Source organism: Streptomyces sp. NPDC055103, assembly GCF_053607625.1.
In genome coordinates this window covers 50,670-65,299 of the sequence record NZ_JBSGTX010000040.1, presented here as the reverse complement: position 1 = coordinate 65,299, position 14,630 = coordinate 50,670, and the positions used below count along the sequence as shown (strand labels likewise).

Here is a 14,630-nt window from a genome sequence, read left to right as displayed (position 1 = left end):
TCAGCTCCTGGAGGTGTCGGGAAGGGTGGAGAACAAGCCGGCGATCTCGTCGAGCGTGGTGACCAGCAGCGCACCGAGCGCTCCCGCGCCGACCGCCACCAGCAGCGGCGCCGCAGCGACCGGCTCCCGCACGGGGACGAGGGCGACGGCGGCGGCCCCCAGGAGGAGGACGTTGCGCACCACGTGCCGGCGCCCCAGGGGCGCGGAAGCACGGCCGAAGCACGCGCAGCGGGCCGCCGTGCCCCGCCGGCGCGTGACGACGACGCCAGCCGTGAACACCGCGACGAGGAGTCCGGCGGCCGACGCCCCCGCGCGGGCGGTCGCGGGCACGGCCAGGAGGACGGGGACCGCCGCCTCCGCGACGGCGACGCCCGCCGCGACCGCCGTCACCGCCCCGGACGGGAGCAGGCGCCAGGCGCGCGTCTCCGCGACGAAGCCGCCGAACGCCCTCCTCCCGCGCAGCTTCCCCGCGGCCGAGACGAGGAAGACCAGTGCCAGCAGGACCCGGCAGGCCATGACCACGTACACCAAACCGCTCATCCCTCTCTCTCGCGCCGTTCCCTGCCGGGGTCCGGCGCCGCAGCCGTGCCGCCGCGGGTGTCGTCCGTGCCGGCGGCAGCCTAGGAGAGCGGCATACAGGCTCCGTACGCGCGAGCGGTACGGAGCCTGTATGCGCGGTCGCTACCTTCTCTCTCGCCCTGCCGCGCCCGGCGGTCGGGCGACGGAGGGATCCTGTGATGAACACTTTGCAGCGACTCGCGGACAAGATGGCCGACCGGCTGGCCCCGACGGCGCGGGCGGAGGCGACCTGGTGGGTCAAGTACACGCGGTGCGTCAGCAGCAGTTGCAGCAGGGGCACGAAGGAGAACTACATGTGCTGGGACAGCTCGTTCTGCGCGGGCTGGCAGTCGACCGGCGTCTGTTGCTGACGCACCGCTGAGCGACCGTGGCGCGGCGGGGCGGACGCACCGCCGCGCTACGGCCTTCCCGAGGAGACCCCTTGTTGCGGCTCGCCGCCTCCCACATCCGTCACCGTGCCCTGCGCAGTCTCGCCCTGGTCCTCGGGATCCTGGCGGCGACCTCGGGCTTCACCCTGCTCACCGCCGGCGCGCAGACCTCGCAGCTGCGCACCACCGGCACGGTGGACGACAACTACCGGGGCGCGTACGACATCCTGGTGCGCCCCGAGGGCGGCCGCAGCGCGCAGGAGGACGAGCGGGGCCTGGTGCGGCCGAACTTCCTGTCCGGGCAGTTCGGCGGGATCACGGCCGCCCAGCAGGCGAGGATCGCCCGCATCGCGGGCGTCGACGTCGCCGCGCCGGTCGCGATGGTCGGGTACATCGTCAGTGACAACCCCGTGACCGTCGACGTCACCGACCAGGTCGATCGGAGCCGGACCCAGCAGGTGCTGACGCTGCGGCAGACCTGGAAGGGCGACCGCGGCCTGAGCCGTCTCGCGGACGAAGCCCCCGGCCGGATCTACGTGACCAAGAACCGTCTGCTGTGGCCGCGTACGCCCCGACTGGGCCGCCGGGAATCGCTTTCCTACGCCGACGGCACCGATCCCGCCCGCGTTCAGGCCCAGTGCCGCAACGACTACGCGCCCGTGCTGGAGGTGCTCCCCGACGGCCGCCGCGTGCCCCTGTGCCAGCCTTCGCGCTCCTCGCTGTCCGACGGCCGCGGCTGGCTGGCCGCGGCACAGCTCACCGAGGACGGCGACTTCGTCGTCGGAGAGGACTACCGGAGCCGGAAGCCCCTCGTGGAACACCGCCTGACCGAGAGCGTCTCCTGGCCCATGGCTCTCCTGCTGGCCGCCGTCGACCCCGGGGAGGAAGCGCGCCTGGTCGGGCTGGACAGGGCCGTCACCAGCGGTCGTTACCTGCGGCAGCGCGAGACCGTCGAGCCGAGGCCCGGCGAGCAGGGCGGCTGGCGCCGCTACGTACCGTTGCTGAGGTCGGCCACGGCGCAGATCGACGAGCAGGTCACGGTCGGTGTCGAGCGTTCCCGTCCCGGTGCCCCGGGCATCGGCGGGCTGTCCGCCGGCGAGGTCGCGAAACGGCTGGAGTCACTGCCCGGTACCGTTCTGAGCACCCGGACACTGACCGCCGACCAGGCGTACGGCACCCGGCGGGGAACCGTCGCCTACCTCACGCGGATCATCCAGTCCGGCCCTCCGGAGTACGGCGCCGGCTCCCCCCTCGCTCCCGCCGGGGTCCCGGTCGACCGAGAGGCCCTGTGGCGCAGCGAGCACTTCTCCGGCCTCTCCATACCGCGCTTCACCCAGGACGTCGCCTATCGCCCCCTGCGCCGCGTCCCCGAGTACCGCTCGCCCGAGTCCCTCGACGGCACGTGGTTCGAGGACGCGATCGACGTCGGCACCTTCGATCCCGCCCGCCTCACCGAGTTCTCCGCCCTCTCCCGCGTCCCCCTGGAGACCTACCAGCCGGTCGAGGCCGTCGGCGCCGACGCGGCGTCCCGCCGCCTCCTCGGCGACCGCCCCCTCCTCCCCAACAGCAATCCCGGCGGCTACCTCGCCACCCCGCCCCAGCTGCTCACCACGCTCGCCGCGCTCGACCGGATCCTCGACCCGGCCTCCGCGCAGGCCCGCGCGCCGATCTCGGCGGTCCGGGTGCGCGTCGCCGGCGTCACCGGGACGGACGCCGCCTCCCGCGAGCGCGTCCGGGCCGTGGCCGAGGAGATCACCCGCACCACCGGGCTCGACGTCGACCTCACGATGGGTTCCTCCCCTTCCCCCCGCACCGTCCGCCTGGGCCCCGGGGCGTACGGCCGGCCGGCGCTCGCCCTCACCGAGGGCTGGTCGGTCAAGGGCGTGGCCGTCGCCCTTGTCGACGCCGCCGACCGCAAGAGCGTCCTCGTCTCCAGCCTCGTCCTCGTCGTCTGCGTCCTCTTCCTCCTCAACGCCGTGGGGGCCGGTGTCCGCGACCGCCGCAGGGAACTCGCCGTCCTCGGCTGCCTCGGATGGTCCCGCCCCCGCGTCGCCTCGCTGATCCTCACCGAGACGGCCCTCGTCGGCACGGTGGCCGGTGTGCTCGGCGCCGTCCTGGCGTACGTCCTCGGCCCCCCGCTCGGCATCGGCGTGCCGCCCGGCCGCGCCGTCCTCGCGGTCCCCGTGGCCCTGGCCGTCTGTCTGTCCGGCGCTCTGCTCCCGGCCCTGCGCGCCACCGTCCCGCACCCCGCCGAAGCCCTCCGCCCCGCCGTGCGGGCGGCCCGCCGGCCCCGCCGCCACCGCACCCTCGCGGGCCTCGCGGCCGCCAACCTGGCCCGGGTTCCCGCCCGTACCGCCCTCGGCGCGCTCTCCCTGGCCGTCGGCGTCTGCGCGGTCACCGCTGTCGCCGCGATCCTCACCTCGTTCCACGACCGGGTCGTCGGTACGGCGCTGGGGGACGCGATCGCCCTGGAGGTCCGCGGTGTCGACGTCGCCGCCGCCCTCGGCACCGCGCTGCTCGGCGCCCTGGCCGTGGCGGACGTCGTCTTCCTCGGCGTCCGGGAACGGGCCTCGGAGTTCGCCGTCCTGCGGGCGACCGGCTGGTCCGAGCCTCAGCTCGCCCGTCTGGTCCTCCACGAGGCCGTCCAGCTCGGGCTCCTGGGGGCCGTGGCCGGCTCCGCGGCCGGGGCCGGGGCGGTCGCCTGGCTCGTCGGTTCCTTCACCGCGGCCCTGGCCGTGACCGCGGCGGCCGCCGCGGCCGGCGGTGTGCTCCTGACCGCGCTGGCCGCCCTCGGACCGGTCGCCGCCCTGCTGAGACTGCCCACCGCTCCCCTTCTCGCAGAGGACTGAACCCCATGCGCACAGCCTCCTCCTCCGGCGCAGCCGTCGAAGTCACCGGCCTGACCCGGGTCTTCGGGCGCGGAGAGGCCCGGATCACTGCCGCGGACGGCATCGACCTGACCATCCCCGCGGGCCAGAGCGTCGCCGTCACCGGACGTTCCGGATCCGGCAAATCGACCCTCCTCCACCTCCTGGGGGCCATCGAGCGCGCCGACGCCGGCACCGTCCTCGTCGACGGAGACGACATCACCGCCCTCCGCCGGAAGAGACTCACGGAGTACCGCAGAAGCGTCGGCTTCGTCTTCCAGCGCTTCCACCTCCTGCCCGCCCTCACGGTCCTCGACAACGTCCTGGCACCCGTCCTGCCCCGCCGAACCCCCTACGACAAGCACGAACGCGCCCGCGACCTCCTCCGCGCCGTCGGCCTGGAAGGCCGCGAGCACGCCCACCCCGGCCACCTCTCCGGAGGGCAGCAGCAACGCGTCGCCCTGGCCCGCGCCCTCGTCGACACCCCCCGCCTCCTCCTCGCCGACGAACCGACCGGCGCCCTCGACTCCGCCACCGGAGCCGACGTCATGGACCTGATCGTCCGCCTCGGCCGCGAGCACGGCACCACCGTCCTCATCGCCACCCACGAGGAAGCGGTCGCCGCAGGCTGCGACCGCCGCCTGCGCATGCAGGACGGCCGAGTAGTCGAGGACTCCGCGGTCCGCACCCCCCGGCCCGGCCCGGCGACCGCCCCCGGCAACATCGACTGAACTCCGGCCGGCCGCCACCCAGGTTCAGCAACGAGTGAAGAAGGCGGTGGCGGCCGCCAAGGGAGTCTCCGACCCGGCGGAACGCAGCCAGGCCGTCAGCGCCGCCTGGACGACCGCTTCCGAACCGGTGATGCCCACGCAGCGGACCGAAACGAAACCCGAGCGGGGCGGCAGCCCGGCCGGAGCTCGGGCCCCGGAGGCGGCGCACTCGAGCTGCTGAACGTGGCGCGACAGGCAATCGAGAACGCCACAGAGGACAAGGCCGCCCGAAGGCTCGTAGTGGCGAGGAAGCCCAGCGGCAGCAGGACGCCGTCCACCGCGCCGGCCGGATCCTCAGCAAGGTGAAGGTCGACGCCGACGCCACCCCCGATGTCGATGTCGATGTCGATGTCGACGTCGACGCTGACGCCGTCGACGAGGACGGCATCGTCGACGCAGAGCTTGACCCCTGCGGTTGAGCGGGACTTCCCCAACTAGGGAAGTGAAGCTTCCCCTTGATCGTGGACACCTGGAGACTGGGACCTGAGGTTCCAGAGGAAGTAGCACCAGGTGGGAAGCAAGTACACGAAGCGGTACACCGAGGAGTTCAAGCGGGACGCGATCGCGCTCGTCGACTCCTCGGGCAAGACGGTCACCGCGGTGGCCCGGGAACTTGGCATCAGCTCCGAGTCCCTGCCCGGCTGGTACCGCCGGGCCAAGGCCGACCAGGGCGAGGGCGCCCCGGGCGAGCTGACCAGCGCCGAGCGCGAGGAACTCAAACGGCTGCGCAAGGAGGTCCGCGAACAGCAGCAGAGGATCGAGATCCTGAAAAGAGCGACGGCCTTCTTCGTGAAGGAGAACGACCGGTGAGCGAGCTGTACCGGTTCGTCCACGCGGAGAAGGCGAACTACCCGGTCGTTCCGCTGTGCCGGGTGCTGAAGGTCGCCCGCTCCTCCTACTACGCGTGGTGTGATGGCGAGGCGGCCCGCCGCGCCCGTCAGGCCGCCGACGACGCGCTCGGGCACGAGATCACGGTGCTGCACATCGCTTCCCGCCACACTTACGGTGTCCCGCGCATCCACGCTGAGCTGCGGCGCCTGGGGCGGCGGGTGAACCGTAAGCGCATCGCGCGCGTGATGCGCGAGCGCGACATACGCGGCGTCACGCGGCGCAAGCGCCGCTCGCTGACCCGGCCCGATGCGAAGGCGAAGCCGGCCCCGGACCTGATCGGCCGCGACTTCCACGCCGAGCGTCCCGGGATCAAGCTGGTCGGCGACATCACCTACCTGCCGACCGCTGAGGGCTGGCTCTGCCTCGGCCGCTGGCTGGACCTGGCCACTCGCGAGGTCGTCGGCTATGCCATGGCCGATCACCACCGCACCGAGCTCGTCGTCGACGCCCTGGACATGGCCCATGGCCGGGGGAACCTGGAGCCGGGCTGTGTGATCCACAGTGATCGCGGCAGCGAGTACACCTCATCCCAATTCCGCCACCGGATAGGCGAGTTGGGACTCCGGCGGAGCTGCGGGCGGACCGGATCGCGCTTCGGCAATGCCGCCGCGGAGAGCTTCCGGGCCCTGCTCAAGGAGGAGATCGGCACCCGGACCTGGCCCGACCGGGCGACCGCCCGCGCCGAGGTCTTCACCTTCATCGAGACCTTCTACAACCGCCGCCGCCTGCGCAAGCACAAGATCTTCGGCTACCTCACCCCGGCCGAGACCCGGCAGCGGAATCAACACGCTCTCGCGGCATAACCATCGAGTGTCCGAGACCACGGGGAAACTTCAGCTGCGCCCCCCGTGACTGCGGCCGCAGTGCTAGACGGTGCGGATGACAGGGGCAGGTTTGATGTCCTGGGCGTCGATGAGGGTGCGGATGTCGTTCGGGTCTGAGGTCCAGATGATGGCGCCGAGGCTGGCTGCCATGGTCACGACGGTGGCGTCGACGATGTCGGAGGTGCCGGCCTTGCCGCAGAGGATGCCTGCGGATTTGGCGGTCTCGAGGCCGACGGGTGCGACGTGGCACCCGGCGAGGAGCTTGCCGAGTCTGACCTGGCGGCGGGAGTCCCGCCATGCCTGGCTGACGACGACGGACGGGACGTGGATGTCCCGGCCGTCTTCGAGGGCCAGGCTGTGGCGGGCCCACATGCGTCGGTCGTCGTTGTCGATGGCGATGAGGACCCCGGCGTCGTACAGGTAGGGGATGTTCACGCGGCCGAGGCTCCCGAGCCGCTGAGGTACTCGGAGTCGGCGGCGGCAAGGTCCGCGCGGGCGGCGGCGAGCTCGTCCGGGGTGAAGGCGCCGTGTTCTGCCTGCCACTCCTGGATGACGGCCCGGCCGGCCCGCAGGCGCAGCTCGCGTTCGGCTGCTCCGGCGACGAGGCGGGAGAGCGGGATGCCTTCTTCCTCGGCGGCTCCGGCCAGGGCTTCGACCAGGGATTCGTCGAGAGTGATAGTCACCTTCTTGGTAGCCATACATTAACCATAGCGTGGTATGGCATCCGATGCTGATGTGCGGATCACGTGGTGGTGAGCGCGGAGGGCGTCAGCGCATCCGGCGAGGGGCAGCCTCGCGGACTCGACGGTCCGCAGGGGGGAGGCTGGGGCCACATTCGCCGGAAAGGGCGGATTGGTGATGAATGTCTTGCCTGGTCGCGAGGTGGCGGTGCACGAGCACGGGCCAGGCGAAGGATCGGGGCTTGGGTGGCGAGCGTCTTTCAGAGGTGCATGAGGGATGTCCGGGACCGGAACTTTCCCTGTGATCGTCCGCGGTGTCGGCATGGGTGGACGGTGCGGTACCGGGAACCGGGCGGTAGGCGCGGGCGGCAGCGGGAGAGGTCGTTTCCCCGTCGGGTGGGCTTGGACGGTGCGGACGCCTTCTCCGACAAGGTCGAGAACGACAAGAAGGCCGGCATCCGCTTCGATACCGCCCGAGGGCTTGTGTCGTTGCGGGTCTGGGCTCAGGAGTGGCTGGAGCGGAGGGTCGTCGGTGAGTCGACGCGCCGCAACTACGAAGGGTTCATCCGTAACCATCTCGTGCCGCGTCTGGGACGGAAGATGCTGGCCGGCGCGGCGCGACTTGGAGAAGTTCGCCAAGGACTTGCATGTCTCTGGTGCCGGGTTGTCGGTCTCCACGGTCAATGACCGGATGGTGGTGGTGGCCGCGATGCTGGAGGCGGCCGTCGCTGACAAGCGCATCCCGGACAATCCCGCCCGCGGCGTCCGGATATCCCGGGCGGGATTGTGCGCGGTGGACGAGGACGAGATTCCCACGCTGGGCGAAGTCGATCTGATCGCGGCGCACATCGCCCCGCGGTACCGGCTCGCGGTCTACCTTCAATCGGGAACAGGCCAGCGCACCAGCGAGGTCCTCGCCATCTCCGCCGGGTGCCTGCGGTCCGGCTTCGTCAGGATCCGCTGGCAAGTCAGTGCCAAGGCTCACACCGCAGCGACTGCCACGCGGTCTTCGTGCCGCTCAAGCACCGGACGGAGGGTGAGTACCGGGACGTCCCGGCCGCCTCGTTCGTCGAGCAGGAGATCGACGCCCACCTGTCGCGGTGGGAGTCGGTTCCTGTGGCCCTCCCCGACCGGCGGGGGGCAAGCGACGCCGGCTGGAGGTCTTCTTCGCCCCGCGCCTGCGCGGCAAGGGCGAGATGCCCACCGCCTCCACCTACGGCTACCACTTCAGGAAGGCATGCGTGTCGGCGGGCCTGGCCGATGCGGACGGCAGGCCAAGTACACGCCCGGCAGTCTCCGGCACTTCTTCGCCTCGATCGCGTTGGCGAACGGCGTACCGATCCGCGAGGTCTCCCGCTGGCTCGGCCACAAGTCGATCAAGACCACTGTGGACATCTACGGTCACCTCGTTCCCAATGCGTGGGATCGCTGTCGAGACATCATGCAGAACGCCATGCGCCCTGCGATCGAGGGCGTGGAGGGGCCGCGCTCCGCCGCTTGACGTGCTGGATGCGCTGGGTGAACGCCTACCGTGCTGGATCGGTGCTGGCTGCGATCATGTGAAGAAACGTTTTCGCAGGCGGGAGCTCTGTACTACAGATTCCGCTGCAACGTCTGATCGCAGCGGGAAGGGACCGGGCTCCGAGGAGTCCGGTCCCTTTCGCGTGTTCGTGCCCGGCTGCGCCTTGGGGTGGTTGTGGGCGGGTGGGGATTCGGCCGGGGAGGGGGCTGTGGGGGAACTCCGCGGCGCGGTCGTCCCTCTTACCCCACGTATCCTCGAGTGCTGGGGATCGGGGGACGGGGGACAAGGGATCGCGGAGGTATCAGGTGGAGTTCCGGCTGCTCGGCTCCGTTGCGCTGGTGACGGAGGACGGCGACGTAGCCCTGGGGCCCGCCAAGCGGTCCAGTCTGCTCGCCATGCTTCTGTTGCGGCCCAACGGCGCCGTGAACGTGGGGCAGTTGATCGATGCCCTGTGGGAGGACGAGCCGCCGACGCACGCCAAGACCGTTCTCCAGGGGCATGTCTCGCGGCTGCGGGCGCTGCTTGCCGAGCACGGGGCGGAGGCGTACGGCGTCGAGCTCGCCACCCAGGGTTCGGCGTACGTGCTGCGCATGCCGGAGTCGCTCGTCGACGCCCACCGCTTCGAGGAGCTCGTCGGGCTCGCCGGGGTGCAGCGGCATCCCGGTGACGCCGTGCGGATGCTGCGCGAGGCGCTCTCGTACTGGCAGGGGCCCGCGCTCACCGGGACGGTCCACAGCCGGCCGCTGGAGGCGGCCGCCGGGGGGCTCGAGGAGATGCGGCTGTCCTCGGTGGAGGCGCTGGCCGAGGCGTACGGGGCGCTCGGCGAGCACGGCCGGGCCGCCGCCGTGCTCCGTACCGAGGCCGTCGCCCACCCCCTGCGCGAGTCCCTGGCCGCCGCGCTGATGCTGGCGCTCGGCCGCGCGGGGCGCCAGTCGGACGCCATCGACTGGTACCACCGCACCCGCCGGCTGCTCGCGGAGGAGCTCGGAGTGGACCCCGGCGAGGCTCTCGCCGAGGCGTACGCGACGCTCCTCCGCTCCGCCGAGCCGGTCGCCCGCGTCCCCCGCCCCGCCCTCCCGGTCGAGGCGGCCGTCGCGTTCGCGGTGCCCGAGCAACTGCCGCGCGCACCACGCGGATTCACCGGTCGGGGCCCCGAGATGACCGCGCTCGACCGGGCCGTAGGTGGTGTGGTCGCGCCGCTGTGCCTGGTCACCGGGCCCGCCGGTGTCGGCAAGTCCGCCTTTGCCGTCCACTGGGCCTACGAGCGGCGCGCGGGCTTCCCCGACGGGCGACTTTTCGCCGATCTGCGCGGCTTCAGCGACACCCCCGCGCCCGAGACCGCCGCCGTCCTCCGCGAGTTCCTGCTCGCGCTCGGCGTCCCTGCGCTCCGGATCCCGGAGGCCGCCGACGCGCGGGGCGCCCTCTTCCGCTCCCTCACGGCGGGCCGCCGGCTGCTCGTCGTCCTCGACAACGCGCGCTCCTCCGAGCAGGTCAGGCCGCTGCTGCCCGGCGGCGACCTCTGCGCGACCGTCGTCACCAGCCGCGACCGGCTCAGCGGCCTCATCGCCTCCGACGCCGCCTGGCCGGTGCCGCTGGGGCAGCTGCCGTCCGCCGACTCCGCCGCCCTGCTCGCCACCGTGCTCGGCGAGGCGCGGGTCGCGGCCGAACCCGCCGCCGCCGAGCGGCTCGCCGGACTCTGCGACGGTCTGCCGCTCGCCCTGCGGGTCACGGCGGCCCGGCTCGCCGAGCGGCCGCAGTGGACGCTCGACGCGATGGTCGGCGAACTCGCCGACGAGCAGGTGCGGTTGACCCTCCTCGACGTCGAGGACGTCGGGGTATCCGCCGCGCTCCGCCTCACCGTGCAGCAGCTTCCCGAGTCCGCCGCCCGGCTGTTCCGCGCGATCGGCCTGCACACCGGCTCCGACCTGGACCCCTTCGCGGCGGGTGCGCTCGCCGGTACGTCCCCCGCGCACGCCTCCGTCGACCTGGACCGCCTCGCCGCCGCCCACCTCCTCGCCGAGGCCGTCCCCGGCCGCTGGACCCCGCACGACCTGGTGCGCCTCTACGCCCGCCATCTCGCCCCGCAGGCCGACCCCGAGGGCCTGCCCCGCCTCCTGGACCACTACCTCTTCACGGGCCTCGCCGCCGACGCCGCCGCCGAACCGGGCTCCCAGCCCTGCTACTCGCTGCCCGCCGACGCCCGACGGCCCGCCGCCACAAAGGAGTTCGAGGACCGTACGGCGGCCATCGACTGGTACGTCGCCGAACGCCCCGCCCTGGAGGGCGCGGTGGCCGCCGCCGCTGCCGCAGGCCTCCACGACCGGGCCTGGCGGCTCGCCCTCGTCCAGTGGCCGCTGATGCTCATGCGGATCGGGGACGGCTGGACCCCGCTCCTGGAGGCCGGGCTCGCCTCGGCCGAACACGTGGGCGACCTCGACGCGCAGTCGCGGACGCGGGCGCTCCTCGGCTGGGTGCTGCACGAGGAGGGGCGGGACGCCGAGGCGCTCGTCCACCTGGAGAAGGCGCCGATCCTCGCCGCCCGGGCCGGGGACGCGGTCAGCGAGGCGATCGCGTACGTCAACTACGCCGCCGTCCTGGACGCGACCGGGGAGCACGAGCGGGCCGGGCTGCTCATGGTCCACGCGGTCTCGCTGGCCGACCGCACCGGTCATCCGTCCACCCAGGTGCTGACCCTCCAGCACCTGGCGTCGCACTGTCTGAAGGCCGAGGAGTACGACGAGGCGCTCGCGCACACCGTTCGCGCGGGGGAACTGGTCGCACCCGACGCGGCGGTCGTCCGGGCCCAGCTGCAGATCGTCCGGGGTGAGGCGCTGGCCGGTATAGGCCGCCTTGAGGAGGCCGCTGACCAGCTGAAACGGGCGATCGCCGCAGCCGACGCGGCCGGTTTCACCGAGGGATCGGCGCGGGCGACGGAGCGACTTTCGCGGCTGTCAGCGGATCGTTAGCGGTACGCAAGCGGGACGGCAGCGGCAGGCCGGAAGCTGAATACAGCACGCGGTACGGATGTGCGTACCGCGTCGACCGAACAGCTACACGGGGGAGAACCACCATGCGTAAGACCATGCGCACCCAGCACAAGACCACCGTCCTGGCCGCCGCCGCCCTCACCGCCCTCTCGCTGGGCCTGACCGCTTGCGGCGGCGACACCGGCACCGGCGCCAAGGACGGGGGAAGCGCGAGCAGCGCGGCCGCCGGGACGGGCTCGACCGGGGGCGAAGCCGGCACCGCCGGCACGGCGGGCCAGGCCTCGGCGAAGGGCGCGACCACGGGCGGTTCCACGGCCGGCGGGTCGTCGGGCGGGTCCACGGCCAGTGGCTCCACGTCCGGCGGCTCCACGTCCGGCGGCTCCACGGTCAGTGGCTCCACGACCGGCGGGTCGACTTCCGGCTCCGCTTCCGGGGGCACGAGCAAGGCCGGCACCACCGGCGGTACGACCTCCGCCGCGGCCCCGGCCTGCGCCTACGGCGACATCAAGATCACCGCGGCGAAGGCGGACGAGGTCCCGACCGAGCACATCGTCCTCACCGCCACCAACACCTCCGGCAGCTCCTGCACCCTCCTCCAGTACCCGCTGATCGCCTTCGGCGACATCCAGACGGCCAAGGACGTCCCGGCCGTCGCCAAGAGCAAGCCGGCCGCCCCGGTCGTCCTGAAGCCCGGCAGCCCCGCGTACGCCAACGTGCGGGTGGCGTTCGGCGGTGTCGACGAGGACAACAAGGTCGTGAAGAGCTTCAACGTGAACCTCTTCGCCGCCGACGGTCCGGCCGAGGGCAGCATCGTCGTCAACGCCCCGGCGGGCGGCCTCGCCGTCGACGAGGCCGTCGCCAAGACGGGCTACTGGACGCCTGAACTCCGCAACGGCGCCGACGAGTTCTGATCCCCTGTCATCAACGTCAGGAACGTCCCGCCCGTCTCGCGTACCGCCCGGAGGATCGGGCGGGCGCGGGGCGGGCGCGGGGCGTCTCGGGCCCGCCCGTACGGCATCGGAGGCAGCGCCTCCTCGTGCCGCCACAAGGAATTCACACGTGGCGCGAGGGGCGCGAGTGGCGGGAGGGGTGACGGTGCGGGCCCGAGCTCCAGGCCCCAGGGGTCGCGGCACTGCCGACAACACCAGGTGAGCGCGTCCGTGGGAGAGCGGACGGGGCGGCGGGGGCGGTCGCGGGGGGCGGGATGTCAGCCGTGTGACACGGGTGTGTCGGCTCCGCCGTGACTCTTGTGTGATTCCTATGGATCCGCCAATCTTTCGCTCGGCAGCCGGACATGCGAAGCGGCCCGGATCTCGTGTCGCCTTGTCATGCCCATGCCTTCCCCCACAGCAACGCACCACCAATGAGGAGGACCCCTCACATGTCAGTGATGCGTGATTCACGTCGCCGAACAGCCACGGCCGCGGCCATCGCCGTCGCAGCCCTCGCCCTCGGTTCCGCCGCCACCCTCCCGGCCGCCGCCGCCCCGGCCGCCGCGCAGGGCGTCATCGAGAACGCCGGAGCCGAAGGCACCATCGCGGGCAGCTACATCGTCACCCTCGACGAGTCCGCGCAGGCGGAGACCGCCGAGGGCCGGGCGGTCGCCGCCAAGTTCGGCGCGAAGATCAAGCGGACGTACACCTCGGCGATCAACGGCTACTCCGTCGAGCTCTCCGAGGCGCAGGCGCGCAAGCTCGCGGCCGACCCCGCCGTGAAGTCCGTCGTGCAGAACCGCGTCTTCACGATCGACGCCACGCAGCCCTCCCCGCCGTCCTGGGGCCTCGACCGGCTCGACCAGCGGGCCCTCCCGCTGAACCAGAGCTACAGCTACCCGGACACCGCGGGCCAGGGTGTCACCGCGTACATCATCGACACCGGTGTCCGCATCAGCCACAGCGACTTCGGCGGCCGCGCCTTCAACGGCTACGACGCCATCGACAACGACAACACCGCCCAGGACGGCCACGGTCACGGCACCCACGTCGCCGGTACGGTCGCGGGCACGTCGTACGGCGTCGCGAAGAAGGCGAAGATCGTCGGCGTCCGCGTGCTCGACAACTCCGGCTCCGGCACGACCGAGCAGGTCGTCGCGGGCATCGACTGGGTGACGCAGAACGCCGTCAAGCCGGCCGTCGCCAACATGAGCCTCGGCGGAGGCGTCGACACCGTCCTCGACGCCGCCGTCCGCAACTCGATAGCCTCCGGCGTCACGTACGCCGTCGCCGCGGGCAACGACAGCTCCAACGCCTCCAACTACTCGCCGGCGCGCGTCGCGGAGGCCATCACGGTCGGCTCGACGACCAGCACCGACGCCCGCTCCAGCTTCTCCAACTACGGCACGGTCCTGGACATCTTCGCCCCGGGCTCCTCCATCAAGTCGTCCTGGAACACCAGCGACACCGCCACCAACACCATCTCCGGTACGTCGATGGCGACCCCGCACGTCGCGGGCGCCGCCGCCGTCTACCTGGCCGGCAACCCGACGGCGACCCCGTCCCAGGTCTCCACGGCCCTGACGACCGCCGCCACGCCGAACGTCGTCACCAGCCCCGGTACCGGCTCCCCGAACAAGCTCCTCTTCGTCGGTGGCGGTGGCACCACCCCGCCGCCCACCGGCCCGAAGTTCGAGAACACCGCGGACTTCGCCATCGCCGACAACGCGACCGTCGAGTCCCCGGTCACCGTGAGCGGCGTCACGGGCAACGCCCCCTCGGGCCTCCAGGTGCCGGTGAACATCGTCCACACCTACATCGGTGACCTCCAGGTCCAGCTGATCGCCCCCGACGGCTCGGCGTACACGCTGAAGGCCTTCGGCACCGGCGGCAGCGCGGACAACATCAACACCACGTACACCGTGAACGCCTCCTCGGAGGTCGCCAACGGCACGTGGAAGCTGCGGGTCACGGACAACGCGAACGCCGACATCGGCAAGATCGACTCCTGGGCCCTGCAGTTCTGAGCCTCTGAGCCTCTGAGCCTCTGAGCCTCTGAGCGTCGGTAACGGTATCGAGCGGTGAGGGGCGGTCGCCTGCGGGCGGCCGCCCCTTCGGCGTACCCCGGCTCGGAAGGTGGGGCGGGCCACCACGTACGATGCGCGCTCGTTCGTCTGTTCGTACCAGCCGTGTCAGTCGCGCCAGTGGTA

At 72.3% G+C, this 14,630-nt stretch carries 12 protein-coding genes; 9 read left to right on the top strand and 3 right to left on the bottom strand.

Translation table 11 applies throughout. The features are described from left to right. Nucleotides 1-540, bottom strand: a complete 540-nt coding sequence (locus ACWFR1_RS24300) for a MauE/DoxX family redox-associated membrane protein (RefSeq protein ID WP_453554461.1) — start codon at nt 538-540, stop codon at nt 1-3. A gap of 197 nt (nt 541-737) precedes the next feature. On the opposite strand from ACWFR1_RS24300, the gene ACWFR1_RS24295 reads away from it, so the two are divergent. The 5 genes from ACWFR1_RS24295 (at nt 738) to ACWFR1_RS24275 (ending at nt 6,278) form a co-directional block, all read left to right on the top strand. After that, on the top strand, nt 738-929 hold the full coding sequence (locus ACWFR1_RS24295) for a hypothetical protein (RefSeq protein ID WP_453554459.1): 192 nt from the start codon (nt 738-740) through the stop codon (nt 927-929). A 71-nt stretch (nt 930-1,000) separates the two neighbouring features. Next, nucleotides 1,001-3,796, top strand: a complete 2,796-nt coding sequence (locus ACWFR1_RS24290; RefSeq protein WP_453554457.1) for an FtsX-like permease family protein — start codon at nt 1,001-1,003, stop codon at nt 3,794-3,796. Nucleotides 3,797-3,801: 5 nt separating this feature from the next. Continuing rightward, nucleotides 3,802-4,545, top strand: coding sequence for an ABC transporter ATP-binding protein (locus ACWFR1_RS24285; protein WP_453554455.1), 744 nt, complete (start codon nt 3,802-3,804; stop codon nt 4,543-4,545). Nucleotides 4,546-5,094: 549 nt separating this feature from the next. Further along, nucleotides 5,095-5,394 carry a transposase gene (locus ACWFR1_RS24280; RefSeq protein WP_453554453.1) on the top strand — a complete coding sequence of 100 codons (300 nt, stop codon included), beginning with the start codon at nt 5,095-5,097 and terminating at the stop codon, nt 5,392-5,394. Next, a complete protein-coding gene (locus ACWFR1_RS24275) occupies nt 5,391-6,278 on the top strand; it encodes an IS3 family transposase (protein WP_453554451.1) in 888 nt (295 codons plus the stop codon). Before ACWFR1_RS24280 ends, ACWFR1_RS24275 begins: the two co-directional genes overlap by 4 nt. 63 nt (nt 6,279-6,341) lie before the next feature. Here ACWFR1_RS24275 and ACWFR1_RS24270 read toward each other — a convergent pair whose 3' ends face one another. Continuing rightward, the gene (locus ACWFR1_RS24270) at nt 6,342-6,734 is read right to left on the bottom strand and encodes a twitching motility protein PilT (RefSeq protein WP_453554449.1); all 393 of its coding nucleotides are present in this window, start codon (nt 6,732-6,734) and stop codon (nt 6,342-6,344) included. Further along, a complete protein-coding gene (locus tag ACWFR1_RS24265; protein WP_453554447.1) occupies nt 6,731-6,997 on the bottom strand; it encodes a hypothetical protein in 267 nt (88 codons plus the stop codon). Before ACWFR1_RS24265 ends, ACWFR1_RS24270 begins: the two co-directional genes overlap by 4 nt. A 604-nt stretch (nt 6,998-7,601) precedes the next feature. Here ACWFR1_RS24265 and ACWFR1_RS24260 point away from each other — a divergent pair. The 4 genes from ACWFR1_RS24260 to ACWFR1_RS24245 all read left to right on the top strand — a co-directional run bounded on the left by ACWFR1_RS24260 (nt 7,602) and on the right by ACWFR1_RS24245 (nt 14,447). Next, nucleotides 7,602-8,480 (top strand): tyrosine-type recombinase/integrase, encoded by an 879-nt coding sequence (locus ACWFR1_RS24260; protein WP_453554445.1) that lies wholly within the window; start codon nt 7,602-7,604, stop codon nt 8,478-8,480. A gap of 326 nt (nt 8,481-8,806) precedes the next feature. Continuing rightward, a complete protein-coding gene (locus ACWFR1_RS24255; RefSeq protein ID WP_453554443.1) occupies nt 8,807-11,467 on the top strand; it encodes a BTAD domain-containing putative transcriptional regulator in 2,661 nt (886 codons plus the stop codon). Nucleotides 11,468-11,571: 104 nt separating this feature from the next. Further along, the gene (locus ACWFR1_RS24250; protein ID WP_453554441.1) at nt 11,572-12,399 is read left to right on the top strand and encodes a DUF4232 domain-containing protein; all 828 of its coding nucleotides are present in this window, start codon (nt 11,572-11,574) and stop codon (nt 12,397-12,399) included. A 470-nt stretch (nt 12,400-12,869) separates the two neighbouring features. Next, on the top strand, nt 12,870-14,447 hold the full coding sequence (locus ACWFR1_RS24245) for a S8 family peptidase (protein WP_453554439.1): 1,578 nt from the start codon (nt 12,870-12,872) through the stop codon (nt 14,445-14,447). The last annotated feature ends 183 nt before the right edge of the window (nt 14,448-14,630 follow it).

Excerpts from the sequence above, each read along its gene's own strand:
- ACWFR1_RS24295 (WP_453554459.1), top strand. The coding sequence starts at position 738 with ATGAACACTTTGCAGCGACTCGCGGACAAGATGGCCGACCGGCTGGCC.
- ACWFR1_RS24300 (WP_453554461.1), bottom strand. The coding sequence starts at position 540 with ATGAGCGGTTTGGTGTACGTGGTCATGGCCTGCCGGGTCCTGCTGGCA.
- ACWFR1_RS24250 (WP_453554441.1), top strand. The coding sequence starts at position 11,572 with ATGCGTAAGACCATGCGCACCCAGCACAAGACCACCGTCCTGGCCGCC.
- ACWFR1_RS24285 (WP_453554455.1), top strand. The coding sequence starts at position 3,802 with ATGCGCACAGCCTCCTCCTCCGGCGCAGCCGTCGAAGTCACCGGCCTG.
- ACWFR1_RS24245 (WP_453554439.1), top strand. The coding sequence starts at position 12,870 with ATGTCAGTGATGCGTGATTCACGTCGCCGAACAGCCACGGCCGCGGCC.
- ACWFR1_RS24265 (WP_453554447.1), bottom strand. The coding sequence starts at position 6,997 with ATGGCTACCAAGAAGGTGACTATCACTCTCGACGAATCCCTGGTCGAA.